The 16431-nt window shown below is 63.8% G+C and carries 14 protein-coding genes; 6 read left to right on the top strand and 8 right to left on the bottom strand.

Features of this window, described 5'->3' with window-relative positions; genetic code table 11:
* Nucleotides 1–214: 214 nt before the first annotated feature.
* The gene (locus KZO25_RS16070; protein WP_223137740.1) at nt 215–1102 is read right to left on the bottom strand and encodes a DMT family transporter; all 888 of its coding nucleotides are present in this window, start codon (nt 1100–1102) and stop codon (nt 215–217) included.
* A 138-nt stretch (nt 1103–1240) separates the two neighbouring features.
* Between KZO25_RS16070 and KZO25_RS16065 the strand changes: the two genes are divergently transcribed.
* The 6 genes from KZO25_RS16065 to KZO25_RS16040 all read left to right on the top strand — a co-directional run bounded on the left by KZO25_RS16065 (nt 1241) and on the right by KZO25_RS16040 (nt 8710).
* Complete coding sequence (locus KZO25_RS16065) at nt 1241–1972, top strand: ABC transporter ATP-binding protein (RefSeq protein WP_066445930.1); 732 nt, start codon at nt 1241–1243, stop codon at nt 1970–1972.
* A 4-nt stretch (nt 1973–1976) separates the two neighbouring features.
* A complete protein-coding gene (locus KZO25_RS16060; protein ID WP_223137739.1) occupies nt 1977–4346 on the top strand; it encodes an ABC transporter permease in 2370 nt (789 codons plus the stop codon).
* 13 nt (nt 4347–4359) lie between these two features.
* The gene (locus KZO25_RS16055; protein WP_223137738.1) at nt 4360–5580 is read left to right on the top strand and encodes an efflux RND transporter periplasmic adaptor subunit; all 1221 of its coding nucleotides are present in this window, start codon (nt 4360–4362) and stop codon (nt 5578–5580) included.
* Nucleotides 5581–5644: 64 nt separating this feature from the next.
* Nucleotides 5645–6697 carry an asparaginase gene (locus tag KZO25_RS16050; protein ID WP_223137737.1) on the top strand — a complete coding sequence of 351 codons (1053 nt, stop codon included), beginning with the start codon at nt 5645–5647 and terminating at the stop codon, nt 6695–6697.
* A gap of 104 nt (nt 6698–6801) precedes the next feature.
* The gene (locus KZO25_RS16045) at nt 6802–7038 is read left to right on the top strand and encodes a DUF2789 domain-containing protein (protein ID WP_223137736.1); all 237 of its coding nucleotides are present in this window, start codon (nt 6802–6804) and stop codon (nt 7036–7038) included.
* Between the two features lie 112 nt (nt 7039–7150).
* Complete coding sequence (locus tag KZO25_RS16040) at nt 7151–8710, top strand: GGDEF domain-containing protein (protein ID WP_223137735.1); 1560 nt, start codon at nt 7151–7153, stop codon at nt 8708–8710.
* A 17-nt stretch (nt 8711–8727) separates the two neighbouring features.
* Here KZO25_RS16040 and KZO25_RS16035 read toward each other — a convergent pair whose 3' ends face one another.
* The 7 genes from KZO25_RS16035 to pheA all read right to left on the bottom strand — a co-directional run bounded on the left by KZO25_RS16035 (nt 8728) and on the right by pheA (nt 16428).
* The gene (locus KZO25_RS16035; protein WP_066445914.1) at nt 8728–9402 is read right to left on the bottom strand and encodes a TVP38/TMEM64 family protein; all 675 of its coding nucleotides are present in this window, start codon (nt 9400–9402) and stop codon (nt 8728–8730) included.
* 58 nt (nt 9403–9460) lie between these two features.
* Nucleotides 9461–9625 (bottom strand): hypothetical protein, encoded by a 165-nt coding sequence (locus KZO25_RS16030; protein ID WP_158509927.1) that lies wholly within the window; start codon nt 9623–9625, stop codon nt 9461–9463.
* A 46-nt stretch (nt 9626–9671) separates the two neighbouring features.
* The gene (locus KZO25_RS16025; RefSeq protein WP_066445906.1) at nt 9672–10082 is read right to left on the bottom strand and encodes an SRPBCC family protein; all 411 of its coding nucleotides are present in this window, start codon (nt 10080–10082) and stop codon (nt 9672–9674) included.
* Between the two features lie 340 nt (nt 10083–10422).
* Nucleotides 10423–12099, bottom strand: a complete 1677-nt coding sequence (rpsA, locus tag KZO25_RS16020; RefSeq protein ID WP_066447370.1) for a 30S ribosomal protein S1 — start codon at nt 12097–12099, stop codon at nt 10423–10425.
* Between the two features lie 179 nt (nt 12100–12278).
* Entirely contained in the window at nt 12279–12968 is a 690-nt protein-coding gene (cmk, locus tag KZO25_RS16015; protein WP_223137734.1) for a (d)CMP kinase, read from the bottom strand.
* A complete protein-coding gene (locus KZO25_RS16010) occupies nt 12965–15331 on the bottom strand; it encodes a bifunctional prephenate dehydrogenase/3-phosphoshikimate 1-carboxyvinyltransferase (protein WP_223137733.1) in 2367 nt (788 codons plus the stop codon). Before KZO25_RS16010 ends, cmk begins: the two co-directional genes overlap by 4 nt.
* Before the next feature lie 5 nt (nt 15332–15336).
* Nucleotides 15337–16428 carry a prephenate dehydratase gene (gene pheA, locus KZO25_RS16005; protein WP_223137732.1) on the bottom strand — a complete coding sequence of 364 codons (1092 nt, stop codon included), beginning with the start codon at nt 16426–16428 and terminating at the stop codon, nt 15337–15339.
* Nucleotides 16429–16431 lie beyond the last annotated feature (3 nt).

The following is a 16431-nucleotide window of genomic DNA, read 5'->3' as shown; positions in this document are numbered from 1 at the left end:
CGAATCGAGTTCGTCATCCTGCGGACCGCCAGTTCGCCTCCGGTTGCTTCCCACCCCGCCTCACGGCGACGCAGTTACCTTCGACTACGGGGTCATGGCTTACCCCGACTCGGACTTCCACCGAGTTGTGTGCACGCCTTCACGGGCGCACTTGGAGCGCCGCTCCGCGTCGCGACTGGCGCCGCCAGGCGCCTTGGCGGCGGCCACGGCCTGACTACCGGCGCTGGGAAATGGCCACTCCTATCAGGATCAGTATCAGCGCAAGCAGGTGATTCCACTCCGGCCGCTCGCCCAGGAAGAGGATGCCGATGACCACGGCCCACAGCGGGATCAAGTAGTTGATCAGCGACAGGAAGGTCGGCCCCGCCGCAGCCACCAGCGTAAAGAAGACCACGCTGCCCATCGCCGTGCAGATGATGCCCAGGATCAGCACCGCCCAGAGCGCCCCCGCTGACAGCGAGAGCGCGGGCGGCATTTCGCCCAGGTAGGGGGACACTGCCAGCGGCAGCGTCAAGAGCCATGCCATGCCCAGCACCAGCGCCGAGGTCGACCAGGCGTCGCTGGCCGGTTTGTGGCGAGACACGATAGCGTTGACGGCATAGCAACAGGCCGCCAGCAGCACCGCCAGCTGTGCCATGAGGGTCTCGCCGTGCCCGCCAAGCTCGCGGATTGCAGCAGGGCCGATCAGTGCCAGGATACCGACAAAGCCGATGGTGAACCCGAGCAGGCGCTGGCGGGTCAGCGTTTCACCGGCAACCAGGAAGTGCGCCAGCACCAGTGTCACCAGGGGCATCACCGCCATCAGAATCCCGGCCAGCCCACTATCGATACGCTGCTGCCCCCAGCTGATCAGCAGGAAGGGGGCCATGTTACCGATCACCGCAATGGCCAGCATGAAGGCCCAGACACGGCGCCCACGCGGCCAGGCTCGACCCAGCATCACCACCAGCATCAATAGCCCCAGGGCTGCCACCATGTTGCGCCCTGCCACCACCATGGCCGGCGTCAGCTCCGCCACGGCAATACGGGTCAGCGCGAAAGAGCTGCCCCAGAGTACGGCCAGCGTCACCAGGAGCACCCAGTGCGACAAGGGCCGTTTCATTCCCTCACTCTCCCTGCTGACATTCCTTGATCCTTATCAAAAGCGATGCGGCTTACCGTTTTCCGGTCTCCATTCTCATACCCTGCCCTGCACGCACCATGCATAATGCCCATAGCCCCCGAACACAACAGGCAAGCGATGCACGACCAGCCACAGCCGGTCTTCCAGACCCACGGGCTCAAGCGCTTCTACCGCATGGGCGACGTGACCATCCAGGCGCTGCGCGGCGTCGATCTCGAGCTCCATGCCGGGGAGCTAGTGGTAATGCTGGGTGCCTCCGGTTCGGGCAAATCGACCCTGCTCAATATCATGGGTGGCCTGGACAGCCCGAGCGAAGGCAGCCTTAGCTATATCGACCGCAACAGGCAACCCCACGACCTGGCCCATGCCAGTCAACGGACACTTACCGAGTACCGCCGCCATCATGTCGGCTTCGTGTTCCAATTCTATAACTTGATATCGAGCCTGACGGCCCGCGAGAACGTGGCCATCGTCACCGACATCAGCCGCGATCCCATGACACCGGAAGAGGCACTCGCCATGGTAGGGCTGGAGGCACGGCTGGACCACTTTCCCTCCCAGCTCTCCGGCGGCGAGCAGCAGCGCGTCGCCATCGCCAGGGCGATTGCAAAGCGTCCGGAAGTGCTGCTCTGCGACGAGCCCACTGGCGCGCTCGACTTTCGCACCGGGATTCGCGTGCTGGAAGTTCTAGAGGAGATCAATCGCACCACCGGCACTACCCTGGCCATCATCACCCACAATGAGGTAATCGGTGAGATGGCCGACAGGGTGATACGCCTACGCGACGGCCAGGTGGGCGACATACACACCAATGCCGGGCGCAGGCCGCCGGGCGAGCTTCGCTGGTAATAGCATGAAGTTCGCCACCCTCCACTGGAAGCTGCTACGCGACCTGCTTCGGCTCAAGGGCCAGGCGCTTGCCATTGCTGTGGTCATCGCCAGCGGCGTGATGACATTGGTGATGTCGTTGACCGTTCTGGAAGCCCTGACAAGCTCCCGCGACCGCTTCTACGCCAGCCATCACTACGCCGACCTCTTTGCCGACCTCAAGCGAGCACCGCTGGGCCTGGTGGAGCGACTCGAGACCCTGGACGGCGTGAGCCGCATGGAGCCCCGGGTACGTGCCCCGGTGCGCCTGGCCGTGACCGGATTCGACGACCCGGTGCGCGGCGTGATGCTCTCGCTGCCCGATGGCCGCCAACCCAACCTCAACCGTCTGCATCTACTCGCCGGCAGCCTACCGGAGGTGGGACGCAGCGACCAGGCCGTGGTCAGTGACGCCTTTGCCGAGGCGCATGGGCTTGTCCCCGGCGATACCCTTGAAGCGATCATCGACGGCCGCGAGACACGCCTGCTGTTGAGCGGCATCGCACGCAGCCCCGAGGTCATCTACCAGGCCGCCCCCACCGACATGCTGCCGGATTATCATCGCTATGCCACGCTCTGGATGAACCAGCGCGCCCTGGCAAGCGCCTTCGGCATGGAGGGCGCCTTCAACCAGCTGCTGGTTACGCTGCAGGCCGGCGCCGACGCCGACACCCTGATCGACGAACTCGACCTTATCCTGGCCCGCTACGGCGGAACCGGCACCCAGACCCGCCATGACCAGCAGTCGCATCGTTTCCTCGAGGAGGAGCTGGCTCAGCAGCGCGCCCAGGCGACGATACTGCCCACGATCTTTCTCGCCGTATCAGCCTTCCTGCTCAATGTGGTGATGGGTCGTATCATCCAGACCCAGCGCGAACCCCTGGCCATGCTCAAGGCCTTCGGCTATCGCAACGGCGAACTGGCCCGGCACTATGGCTGGCTTGCCGCTGCCATCGTGCTGCTCGGCTGGGCCGCGGGGGTACTGCTGGGGGCCTGGTCGGCACGTGGGCTGGCCGGCATCTACAGCGACTATTTCCGCTTCCCCGAAATGCACTTCCGGGTGCCTCCCTGGTCCATGGCCCTGGCGCTGGCCGTTGCCGGGCTGGCAGCCCTGACAGGCACCTGGCACGCCGTGTGGCGGGCCGTCCGGGAGCCGCCGGCGGAGGCCATGCGCCCCCCGGCCCCGCAGCGCTTTCGCCGCACCTGGCTGGAGCGCTCGCCGCTGGGCCGGGCGCTGGGCAACGAGTCGCGAATCATACTGCGCCACCTGCTGCGCCACCCCACCAAGGCGGCACTCTCGGTGACCGGCATCGCCCTGTCGGCAGGCCTGCTGATGATGGGAGCGTACCAGCTCAGCGCCGTAGATAAGATGCTCGACCTGCAATACCGCCAGGTGATGCGCATGGACATCGAGCTGACCTTCGGCGAGGTGACACCCGCCCGAGCGTTGGGCGAGCTGCGTCATCTGCCCGGCGTTCTTGCCGTGGAAGGCTGGCGCCGGGTTCCCGTGACCCTCAGTCATGGACACCGGGAGTACCGCACCAGCCTGCTGGGAATGGACGAACAGCCCAGCCTGCGTCAGGTGCTGGACGACCAGGAACGCTCCCAGCGGCTCCCCGCCCAAGGCGTGATGCTGACCCGCTTTCTGGCCGACCACCTCCAGGCAGAGGTGGGCGACACGCTACAGGTGGCGGTGATGGAGGGCAGGCGCCAGCATCTCCAGCTGACGCTGACGGCGCTGGTGGACGAACCCATCGGCGTCGGCGCCTACCTGCAACGGGATACCCTCAATGCGCTGCTCGGTGAGGGACCGGCCATCAGCGGTGCCTGGCTGCTGGTCGACGGCGACCGACAAGATGCGCTGAACGAGGCGCTGAATCGCATGCCTGCCGTGGCCGGAATCGGCCAGCTGGCGGTGGCCGAACGAGGCATTCGGGACTATATGGACGAGACCATCCTCATGATCGCCCTGGTCTTCGTGGCCCTGGCCGCTTCCATCGCCTTCGGCGTGGTCTACAACAATGCTCGCATCGCCTTCGCCGAACGGGCAAGAGAGCTCGCCACGCTTCGGGTTCTGGGCTACAGCCGATCCGAGGTCGCACGGATACTGCTCGGCGAGATCGCCCTGATCACGGCACTGGCGATACCGTTGGGCTGGCTATTCGGCACCGGCTTCAGTGCGCTGCTCAACCAGGCCTTCACCAATGACCTGTTCCGGGTACCCATGGTTCTGACCCCTCATGCATTCGGCTTCGCCGCCACCGGCGTGATTGCCGCCTCGGCGGTGGTTGCAGTACTGGTGATGCGGCGCCTGGGGCGCCTGGACATGGTTACTGCCCTGAAAGCCGTGGAGTAGACAAGGAAAGACAATGACGATCAACAAGAACGCGCCACGAATCATCAAGCGCCTGGTGTTCACCACCCTGGTCCTTTCCGTCATCGCTGCTGTGACCTGGGCGCTGTGGCCCGCCCCGATCAGCGTCAGCAGCGCCTCGGTACAGCGCGGATCGTTCAGCGAAACGGTGACCGAAGAGGGCCGCACCCGGCTGCGGGATACCTGGAATGTCTCGGCACCCATCGTCGGCTACCTGCAGCGCGTCAACCTGGAGGTCGGCGACATGGTGACGGAAGGCGATATTCTGTTTCGCCTGGAGCCAAGTCCGGCGCCGGCACTGGATGCCCGCTCGCGCCAGCAGGCCGAAGACAATCTGCAGGCGGCACAGGCCCGATGGCAGGCGGCCCAGGCCAACCTGGAAACCGCTCGTGCCGACCGCCGCTTCGCCGAGGCGGAGTATCAGCGCTACCGCCAGCTTCACGAGCGCAACCTGGTGTCCACCGCCGAGCTGGAGCACCGCCAGAACCAGCGCGACCGTCAGCGGGCCCTGGAGAACTCTGCCGCCTCCCACGTCGAAGTGGCACGCTTCGAAGTCGAGGCGGCACGGGCCATGCTCGACATTGCCAGCGGCCAGCGTGGCGGGGCCAACGATACCGCCGAACTGGCGATACGTGCTCCCGTTACGGGCCAGGTCCTGACACTCCACCGATGCTGTGAAGGCAGCGTGGCAGCGGGAGAACCGATTCTCGAGCTGGGGAGGCCGGCTGATCTTGAAGTGCAGGTGGACCTGCTCTCCATGGACGCGGTGCGCCTGCGTCCAGGCATGCCGGTTCGCCTAAGTGGATGGGGGGGAGATCCCTTGCAGGGAGAGGTCAGGCGAGTCGAGCCGGCGGGCTTTACCCGTATCTCGGCACTTGGGGTGGACGAGCAGCGCGTGCCGGTTATCGTCGCGTTCAGTGATAGTGTCGATCCAGCCGCCCTGGGCCTGGGAAAGGGGTTCCGTATCGATGCCGAGTTCCTGATCTGGCATGACGATGATGTCCTGCAGATTCCCACTGGCGCACTGTTCCGGCACCAGGGGGAATGGGCCGTCTTTGTCATCGATGAGGGGCGTGCTGTGCGTCGACAGCTTGAGATCGGCCGCCGCCAGGGAATGATCACGCAAGTACTGGCGGGGCTAGCGGAGGGTGAGTCGGTCATCAACCACCCCGGCGAGCAGGTCGCCGATGGCGTGAGAGTCAGCACCGGGGAGTGAGACCGTGTTGCAATAGCGCTATCATGCGGCTTCCACTTCGCCACCGTGACTGCCAGGAGCCCACATGACCGCGCCCTTCTCCGTCGATCGCCCCGTGCTGGTTCTCTACGTTGGCGGCACCCTGGGAATGGTAGCCTCCCCCCGCGGCCTGGCCGTCGGCGGTAATATGAACACTCGGCTACACAGTGCCCTTGCCACCCTGCCCCCGACGCGGCAGGCGCGCCTGCCGGCCTTCGTGGTCAAGGAAACAGAGAAGCCCATCGATTCCAGCGCTGCCACTGCCATGGACTGGCAGCGCCTCGCCCATACCATTGCCAAGGACTTGCCGGACTACGCCGGCGTAGTGGTGCTCCACGGCACGGACACCTTGGCATGGACTGCGGCCAGTCTTGCCTATCAGCTCCAGGGGCTGGACCGCCCTGTAATCGTGACCGGGGCGATGCTCCCTCTCGAGGCGCCAGACAGCGATGCCGTGGCCAACGTGGAGCTGGCACTTCGCTTCGCCACCGAGCCGCGCCTGCAGGAGGTCGCCGTGGCCTTCGCCGACAAGCTGTTTCGCGGAGTCTGTGCATGCAAGCTGCATAGCGAAGCCGCCGATGCCTTTGCCAGCCCCAACTATCCCCTGCTGGGGGAGCGCGTCGGCGATGATACGGTGCTCTACCCCACCCGTGGATTGGAAGCACAGCAGCGTGGTGCTCCCCGTTTCGAGCTGCCCGACTATGCCCCGCTGGAGGCCGGCGGTGTGGCTCGCATCGCCCTGTGGCCCGGCATCCAGGCCTGGCAGTTGGCAGCCTGGCTGGAGGACAACCGGGTACAAGGGGCGCTACTGGAGGTCTGGGGCGGTGGTAATGCGCCAGAGGACCCATCGCTGCTGGGGGTACTGGCCAAGGCCACTGGGGAAGGCAAGCTATTGGCGGCAATCAGCCAGTGTCCCCAAGGCAGCGTTGCCATCGGCCAATACGCCGCCGGCCAGGGGCTGGCCGAGGCTGGTATACTTTCGGGGGACGGCATGACACCGGAAGCCGCCTATACCAAGCTGGTCCACCTGCTGGCCCAGCCCATCGGCGACAGCGAGCGCAGGCGACTTTTTCTTACATCGCTGGTTGGCGAGCGTTGATTAAACGCCAATATTAGCCTCCCAGCGTTGAAGTGTACCGCCCGAGCGGGGCACAATCCGACGACGGTTTTGGTACTCTACGCTTACTTTAGGGGTGACATACCATGGAAAAACCTGTTCATCACTTTACCGAGCTCTTCGAGCAGCTGGGCTTGCCTGCCGACGATGCCTCCATCAGGGACTTCATCGAACATCATGCCCCGCTGCCCGAGACCATGCAGCTTCACGAAGCGCCTTTCTGGAGTGAATCCCAGTCCGCCTTCATTTTTGATGCGCTGGAGGAGGACGCCGATTGGGCCGAGGTGGTCGACCACCTGGACGCATCGTTGCGGAAGACGTAACTGGGAAAAAATGGCTGCAGAAAATGTAGCTGCGTAAAAAGTAAATTGATTGATCATTCGATTATGGTAACTTAGCAAAAATAACAAACAACTGTTTAAATCAGGAGTTACCATGCCAAGCGATAGGATGTCGACCGCCGATTCCGATGGAGCTATTGGCCTGACAACTCCTGAGCTCTCTCCGCTCCCCGATACGTTACGCCTGCGCCTGGGAGACTGTCGCACGCTGCCGAGCCTGCCTGCGGCGGCTGCCCGAGTCATCGGTCTGGCCCGCGCACCGGAGCCCCGGCTTGACGACTTTGCCACGGCAATCCAGCAGGACCCTGCACTAACGCTGCGCCTGCTGTCCATGGCCAATAGCGCCTACTTCTCTCGCAGCGGCAATCGAGTCGTTACCTGTCACGACGCCGTCTCGCGCCTCGGCCTGGATGCCACTCTGGCCGCGGCAATGAGCTTCGGCCTTCCACGGCCCGGCGCGAGTGATATCCTGGAATACGACTATCTGTGGCAACGCTCGATCATCGCCGCTCTGGCCGCCCAACAGCTTGCCGAGCAGCTCTGTCCTGAAGAGGCTGGCCAGCTGTTTACCACGGCGCTGATCCAGGACATCGGTATACTGGCACTCGAAGCCGTCGACGCTGAACGCTACTCCCAGCAGGTGCCCAGCCTGCGCAATCACGACAAGCTGCGCGAGACCGAACATCGGCTCTATGGCTGCGATCACTCGCTGGTGGGCGCCTGGCTTGCCCTCAGTTGGGGCGTACCCGCCGCCATGGCCGAAAGTATCGCGGAGAGTCATGGCCCCCTGGAAGATGGAAATCCGAAGCGTCTCTGCCTGCGCCTTTCCTGTCGCATCGCCGATGGCTGGCTTGCCCATGCACCGGCAGCGGCCTTCAGTGACCTGCTGCATCAACTGGCAATGCTCGAGTCGCTGGATATCGCCATGCTGGTATCCGTGCTGGAGGACCTACAACAACGCCTGCCTACCCTGGCCAAGCTATTCGAAATCACCTGTCCCCCCGACATCAACAGCACGACACTCCTGGCCGAAGCCAAGGAACTGCTCTTCGAACAGAATCTGCTGCTCAACCAGCGTCTAGCCGAACAGCGCCATGAGCTTGAATCCTTGCTGGCCCGCCATGATGCGCTCGACGAACAGCACCGCATGGATCACCTGACCCGGCTGGCCAACCGCCCCTGGCTGGAAAAGCTGCTGGTGCAGCACTTCGACAATGCGCAGATAGGAAATCGACCGCTGTCGGTCATGTTCATCGACCTGGACCATTTCAAGCGCATCAATGACCTCTATGGCCACCGCTTCGGTGACGAAGTGCTGATTCGCTTCGCCGCCGCACTGGAGAATATGGTACGGGAAGATGATATCGCTGGCCGCTATGGCGGCGAAGAGTTCCTGGTGATCATGCCAAACACCCGCCGCGACCAAGCCAGCCGATTGGGCGCCCGGATCCGCCACTACCTGGCTTCCCAGCCCCTCGCCCAGACTGCGGGCGACCCCCTGCATGTGACCGCATCCATCGGTATCGCCTCATTGGAAGATGCCGATTTCGATACCGTCAGTGCCATGGTCGATGCCGCGGACAAGGCCATGTATGGCGTCAAGCATGACGGGCGCGACGGCGTGGCGCATTACGAAGAATCGGATCGCAACTAACCTGGCAACCAATCGGACTACACCCCCCGCCCCTCTTCCACCCTGCGCCGCATCCAGGCCCCGGCCAGTAGAAGCAGGGCCAATGCCACCAGCGGCAGCACGATATCTGCACTGATGGCATTCTCCCCCTTCCCCACGGCCTCCAGCGTACTGTGAATGGCACTGGCATAGACCGCCCACTTGATACCGAGCCCCACCACGGCGGCGACCACGAAGGTGCGCAGCGGCAGGCGACGCAACCCGGCGGCGAAGTTGATTACCGAGTGGGGGAAACCCGGCAGGACACGCAGGGCGCACTGGGTGAGGAAGTCGCTGCGCTTCTCCAGCATCCGCATGATCTTGCGAGTCAATCCCTTGGGATTCCAGCGATCACCAACCCTGGCTGCCAGATGATAGGCCCCCAGCGCACCGCCGACGCTACCGACGATCAGCATGGGAGTTGCGACTTGCGGCGGGTAGAAAGGCGCGATCAGCCACAGCCCGATGCTGCCAGGCAAGCCAAAGGCCAGGGTGATGGCCATGATCGCGATGACGCTGATGATCGTCAGCGGATGGTGAGACGCCTCTTCGGCCCAGTGCTTGATGGCGATAAGATCGGGCGAGTGCCATATCCACAGATAACCTGCCATGAGCAGGCTTGCACCGACGGCTACCAGGCGCCACCGTCGGCGCAATGAGGTGTCTTGCTGCATTAGCTTGTCTCGCTCGCCCTTTGGAAAGGGCACATGGTGCCATGCGACGGTGCCTGGGTCACGCGTCGAGACCACCCTCCCGGCCGAGTGACGAAGCGTTGCCGGGAGAGGCTTCCGGCGCGTCTTCCAATCGCGGCATGGCCGCGACACGCAGGTCCACGTAACGCAGCAATCCCAGCTGGAGGACCAGCAGGGTCAAACACCACAGTAGCCCCTTGATCATCGATACATCCTCGAATGAGGCCGGTGGCCTCGTCGAGTCGATTGAATCACAGCTTGGCCTCTACGCGCTCGAGAATTTGACGGCTGACCTTGTTGACCAGCGGCCTGGCGGCACGCGTCACCGCTTTCTCCACCATCCGGTTGCGAATGACATAGGTCACGGTAAGTGCCACCTGGGTGCCTTCCGCCACTGGCGTGAGCCGATAGCAGCCCTGATTGCGCACCCCTTCCAGGGATTCCCAAGCCAGCGTCTTCGGCGGTTGCTTCTCGGTAATTTCCACATCGAAGGACCAGTCCATACCCACCGCACGAACATGCCAGCGGTAACGCTCGCCGCCCAACGGTTCGATCGCCTGGATCATGTCGGAGTACTCGACGAAGTCTTCGACCCGCTCCAGAAGCGCAAAGACGCGCTCCGGCGAGGCCCTGAGTATTGCACTGTGTTCAATGGTGGCCATGGCGGCTTCCTGGGCTCCGGTTGACGCTGCAAATTCACCTACGTCTTGCAGAGTACCGCCCTACCCCCCATCAAGCTACCACCGATGCGTAATGTTCCGCACGGACGGGGACAGACGTTGCCAGACCCGGGCGCCTATCGCCGCCAGTCGCGACGCAAAGCGGCGCTCCAACAAGGAGCGCCTGCGTCGCTGTCGTCGAGCCCCCTTCCGCAATGCAGCCTATGCAGAGCAGGTACACGCCTAAATGCGATGAACCAAAAAAAAGAACGCCGCCCCGGCATGCCGGGGCGGCGTTCTGTCAACCGTTCCTGACGGCCCCGAGTGATCGGGGCCGTAGGGATCAGTCCTGACCCATCTGCTGCTTGATGAGGTCACCGATGGTGGTCGGACCACCTGCTTCGGGGCTCTCTTCACGCAGCTTCTTCAGGTTCTGACGGGTGTCGTCCTGATCCTTGGCCTTGATCGAGAGGCTGATCGCGCGGTTCTTGCGATCGACGCCGACGATGCGAGCTTCGACGGTATCGCCTTCGTTCAGCACGTTGCGAGCATCTTCGACGCGGTCGGCGCTGATCTCGGAAGCCTTGAGGATGGCAACGACATCGGTCGCCAGCTCGACATGGGCTTCCTTGGCATCGACCTCGACCACGCGCCCGGAGACGACGGTGCCCTTGTCGTTGACGGCCAGGTACTCGGCAACCGGATCGGTATCGAGCTGCTTGATACCCAGGGAGATGCGCTCACGCTCGGGATCGATGGAGAGGATGACGGCTTCCGCCTCGTCGCCCTTCTTGAAGCGACGAACGGCTTCTTCACCGGTCTCGGACCAGGAGAGGTCGGAGAGGTGAACCAGGCCGTCGATACCGCCTTCCAGACCGATGAAGATACCGAAGTCGGTGATCGACTTGATGGTACCGGCAACCCGGTCGCCCTTGTTGTACTGGGCGTTGAAGGTTTCCCACGGGTTCGCGGTGCACTGCTTGATACCCAGGGAGATACGACGACGCTCTTCGTCGATATCCAGGATCATCACATCCACTTCGTCGCCGATGTTGACGACCTTGGACGGGTGGATGTTCTTGTTGGTCCAGTCCATTTCGGAGACGTGAACCAGACCCTCGACACCCTCTTCCAGCTCGGCAAAGCAGCCGTAGTCGGTGAGGTTGGTGACACGCGCGGTGACCACGGTGCTCTCGGGGTAGCGATCCTTGATGTTGACCCAGGGATCTTCGCCCAGCTGCTTCAGGCCCAGCGAGACGCGGTTGCGCTCACGGTCGAACTTGAGCACCTTGACGTTGATCTCGTCGCCCACGGCCACGATCTCGCTCGGATGCTTGATGCGCTTCCAGGCCATGTCGGTGATGTGGAGCAGGCCATCGACGCCGCCCAGATCGACGAAGGCGCCGTAGTCGGTCAGGTTCTTGACGATACCCATGATCTGCTGGCCTTCCTGCAGGGTGGCCAGCAGGGCTTCACGCTCGGCGCTGTTCTCGGCTTCGAGAACGGCACGACGGGAAACCACGACGTTGTTGCGCTTCGGATCGAGCTTGATGACCTTGAAGTCGAGTTCCTTGTGCTCCAGGTGCGTGGTGTCGCGCACCGGACGCACGTCCACCAGGGAGCCCGGCAGGAAGGCACGAATGGAATCGATATCGACGGTAAAACCGCCTTTCACCTTGCCGTTGATCACGCCCTTGACGATCTCTTCCTTCTCGAAGGCCGCTTCCAGCACCTTCCACGCCTCGGCGCGCTTGGCCTTCTCGCGAGACAGACGCGTCTCGCCGAAACCGTCTTCGACGGCTTCCAGGGCGACGCTGACTTCGTCGCCGATCGCAATGTTCAGTTCGCCACTTTCGTCGCGGAACTGAGCCACGGGAATCTGTCCTTCGGACTTCAGGCCGGCATTGACGGTGACCCAGTCACCTTCGATGTCGACGACAGTAGCCGTGACGATGGCGCCCGGCTCCATGTTGATGTCCTGGAGTGACTGTTCAAACAGTTCAGCAAAGCTTTCGCTCATGATTTTCCTACGTGATCAACGGTGTTGAGGCGTTGCCGCCTTCTCCGCACCACCAGCGAGTGCGGGCCTAATTTGCCAAACCCCCGGGAATGTTAACGCCGGTTCGACCTGGACGAGCTTTCAGAGAAAGGGCTGCTCGGCCATGCCATCACATCCTGACGGGGGCGCCGCAAGGGAGATCAAGTCAGCCGGGTGAGGCCGCGTTCGGCCAGCCACTCCGTCAACCGTTCCACCACTTCCGGTATACTCAGGCTCGTGGTATCCAGCTCGAGGGCGTCATCGGCCGGTACGAGCGGGGCCACGCTGCGCTGCATGTCGCGTGCATCGCGTGCCTGAATCTCCTTCAAAAGACTCGATAGACTAGCATCCACCCCGGCTTCCTGCAACTGAAGGTAGCGCCTTCGCGCACGCTCTTCGGAGCTCGCCGTGAGGAACACCTTGAGCTGGGCATCGGGGAAAACCACGGTGCCCATGTCGCGGCCGTCCGCCACCAGGCCTGGCGCTTTTCGAAAGTCGCGCTGGCGCTGCAACAGCGCCTGACGCACCGCCGGCAGTGAAGCGATCTGCGAAGCCGCTTCGCCGGCCTGCTCGGTGCGAATCTCGCGGCTGACATCGTCACCTTCAAGCAGCACGCGAGTCTTGTCCCCTTCGGCCACGAACGTCACGTCCAGCTCAGCGGCCACACGCTCAAGCGCAGGTTCGTCATCAAGCGCCACGCCATGTCGCTGGGCCGCCAGGGCAGTGAGACGATAGAGGGCGCCACTGTCCAGCAGGTGCCAGCCAAGCCGGTCGGCAACCAGGCGGCTGATGGTGCCCTTGCCGGCCCCGCCGGGGCCATCCACGGTCAACACCGCGGGCTTGTCAATCATGCCGGCACCCCCGTCTCTTCACCGACCTGCAGGCCAACCGTGCGGGCCAGCTCAACGAACCCCGGAAAGGAGGTAGCCACGTTGGCGCAGTCGTCGATGACGATCTCCTCGCCGGCACGCAGCGCGGCGATCACGAAGGCCATGGCGATACGGTGATCCCCGAGGCTGTCGATCCGCCCGCCGCCGTAGGCGACCTCGCGCTCCCCGGCACCGACGATGTCGATGCCGTCTTCCACCACGGTATGTTCGACGCCGATGGCCGCCAGGCCGTCAGCCATGGCCTGGATGCGGTCGGACTCCTTGACCCTCAGTTCCTCCGCCCCGCGCAAACGGGTGGTGCCAGTGGCATTGGCAGCGGCGATGAACAGCGCCGGAAATTCATCGATGGCCAGCGGCACCTGATCCAGGGGGATGTCGATCCCGTGGAGCGGTGCATAGCGGATATGCAGGTCGGCGACCGGCTCGCCACCCACTTCATGCTCATTGGCCAGCCACAGGTCGGCCCCCATCAGCTGGAGGATGTTGATCACGCCGATGCGGGTGGGATTGATGCCCACGTGCTCGAGTACCAGGTTCGAACCCGGCGAGATCGCCGCTGCAACCAGGAAGAAGGTAGCCGAGGAGATATCCGAGGGCACGTCGATCGGCGCCGCAGTGAGCTTGCCACCCCCGGTGAGCCAGCAGGTATCGCCCTCGCGCTGAACCTCATAGCCGAAGCCGGTGAGCATGCGCTCGGTGTGATCGCGGGTGGGAGCGGGCTCGCGCACCCGGGTCTCGCCGTCGGCATAGAGGCCGGCAAGCAGCAGGCAGGATTTCACTTGGGCGCTGGCCATGGGCATATCGTAGTCGATGCCCTTGAGCGCCTGCCCGCCGCGGATCCTCAACGGCGGCCGGCCACCTTCGGCGGTCTCGATCACCGCACCCATCAAGCGCAGCGGATCGGCCACCCGTCCCATGGGGCGCTTGGTCAGCGAGGCATCGCCAATCAGCTCGGTATCGAAGGCCTGGCCGGCCAATAAGCCGGAAAAGAGACGCATGGCGGTGCCGGCATTGCCCACATAGAGCGGCCCCGATGGCGCCTTGAGCCCATGCATCCCGACGCCATGCACCGTGACTCGGCCCTGGTGGGGTCCTTCGATGGCCACCCCCATCTCGCGGAAGGCCTGCAGGGTGGCCAGGCTGTCCTCCCCCTCCAGGAACCCCTTCACCTCGGTGATGCCCTCCGCCAGTGCGCCTAGCATGATCGAGCGGTGGGAAATGGACTTGTCGCCGGGCACGCGTATACGGCCGGCCACGTGACCGCCAGGAGTCGCCCGAAAGGTGAGTTTCTCTTGTGATTCCATCTGATATTCCACCTGATAACTGGTCTGATTCAGGAGCGAGTCGAAATAGTGTCGCGCATGACTGGCCCGGTCGAAGATGGCGAGCATGGCATCGCCGTCGCCGGCTTCCACAGCGCGCCGCAGCCGAGCCACACCGGCCTCGAAGTCGTCCAGGGAAGCCAGAACGGCTTCGCGATTGGCAACGAAGATATCTCGCCACATCACCGGGTCGCTTCCGGCAATGCGGGTGAAGTCACGAAAGCCGCCGGCAGCGTAGCGGAAGATTTCCAGGCGTTCGTCCTGACGAGCCAGGGTATCGACCAGGGAGAACGCAAGCAGGTGCGGCAGGTGGCTGGTGCGGGCCAGTACCTGGTCGTGGCGCTCGACGTCCATCTCCAGCACCTGGGCGCGGCACGCTTGCCATAGCACACGCACCCGGGCGACGGCGGCCGGCGCCGTCTCGGCGCTGGGCGTGAGGATCACCTTGTGATTGACGTAGAGGTCCGGGTTCGCTGCCGCCACGCCGCTCTTTTCAGACCCGGCAATGGGATGACCCAGCACCAGGCCTGGGGGCATGCGTCCGAAGACCCGCAGCGCACAGTCGCGCACCGCGGCCTTGGTACTGCCCACGTCGGTGACCGTGACGCGCGGGGTCTCGCCATCGAGAGCGCCTGGCGGCAGCACCTCGGCCAGCTCGGCCATCACGCTCTCCATGGCCAGCACCGGCACCGCCAGCACGATCAGCGAGGCGCCTTCGACCAGCGGTGCTAGCCGGGTATCCCCACGGTCGATCAGCCCCATGGCAATACCACGGGCGATCTCGTCGGGATCCGGATCACAGGCGACGATTTCAACCGGCCCGAAACCGCCGGCAGGCTCAACCGGCCCGAAGCCGCCGGCAGGTTCAACCGGCCCGAAGCCGCCGGTCGGTGCCCCTCTATAACCGCCGGCACGCAGGGCAGCAGCCAGCGAGCCACCGATCAGCCCCAGGCCGACGATCAGGATGCGCGACTCGGTGACCTGGCCGGGTGCATCCCCCACCACGCCTAGAGCACACCTATCGGATAGGAGCCCAATACCTTGATCTCGGCGGCGCGCAGGCGGACCTCTTCAAGCACCGCGGCGACCCGGGGCTCGTCGCAGTGGCCCTTGAAGTCGATGAAGAACACATAGTTCCACACGCCAGACCGCGACGGACGGGTCTCGAGGCGGGTCAAGTCGATCTGGTGCCGATGGAAGGGTTCGAGCAGTTCATGCAGTGCGCCAGGCTGGTTGCGCATGGCCACCACGATGGATGTCTTGTCTTCGCCCGATATCGGCACGTCATGGCTGCCGATGATCAGGAAGCGCGTCGAGTTATCCGGGCGATCCTCGATCTTCTCGGCAATCTTCTCCAGCCCGTAGAGCTTGGCCGCCATGTCGCCGGCGATGGCCGCGCTGTGCCACTCCCCCTTGATCATCTTGGCAGCCTCGGCGTTGGATGACACCGGCACCCGCTCGGCACGGGGGTAGTGTGCATCGAGCCACTTGCGACACTGGGCAAAGGACTGCGGATGCGAGTAGATCCGCGACACCTTGTCCTTCAGGGTGGCCTCGGATACCAGCAGGTGGTGGTGAATACGCAGCACCACTTCACCACAGATGCGAATCGAGGAGTCCATGAAGGAGTCCAGGGTATGACTGATGACACCTTCTGTTGAGTTTTCCACCGGCACTACGCCGTAGTTCACGGCACCGGCCTCGACCTCGCGGAAGACTTCATCGATGGCGGCCATCGGCAGACTGACGGCGCTGGCACCGAAATGCTTGAGCGCGGCCTGCTGGGTGAAGGTACCCTCAGGGCCCAGGTAGGCGACCTTGATCGGCTGCTCCAGCGCCAGGCAGGCAGACATGATCTCGCGGAACAGCCTGGCCATCTCCTCGCTGTCCAGCGGCCCGCGATTCAGCTCCATGATCCGACGCAGGACCTGGGCCTCGCGCTCCGGCCGATAGAAGACGGAATCGGGGTCGCTCTGGGTCTTAACATCCGCGACCTGCTTGGCGCAGGTTGCCCTGTCGCTGATCAGCCGCAGGATATCGTTGTCCAGCTCGTCGATACGCTGGCGCAACGCATCCAGGTTGGTGGGGGTATCGCTCATCGT

The organism is Halomonas sp. ANAO-440 (assembly GCF_019915905.1).
Lineage (GTDB): Bacteria > Pseudomonadota > Gammaproteobacteria > Pseudomonadales > Halomonadaceae > Halomonas > Halomonas chromatireducens.
Note: the sequence above shows the minus strand (reverse complement) of the source record. Positions and strands in the feature narration are given on the sequence as shown.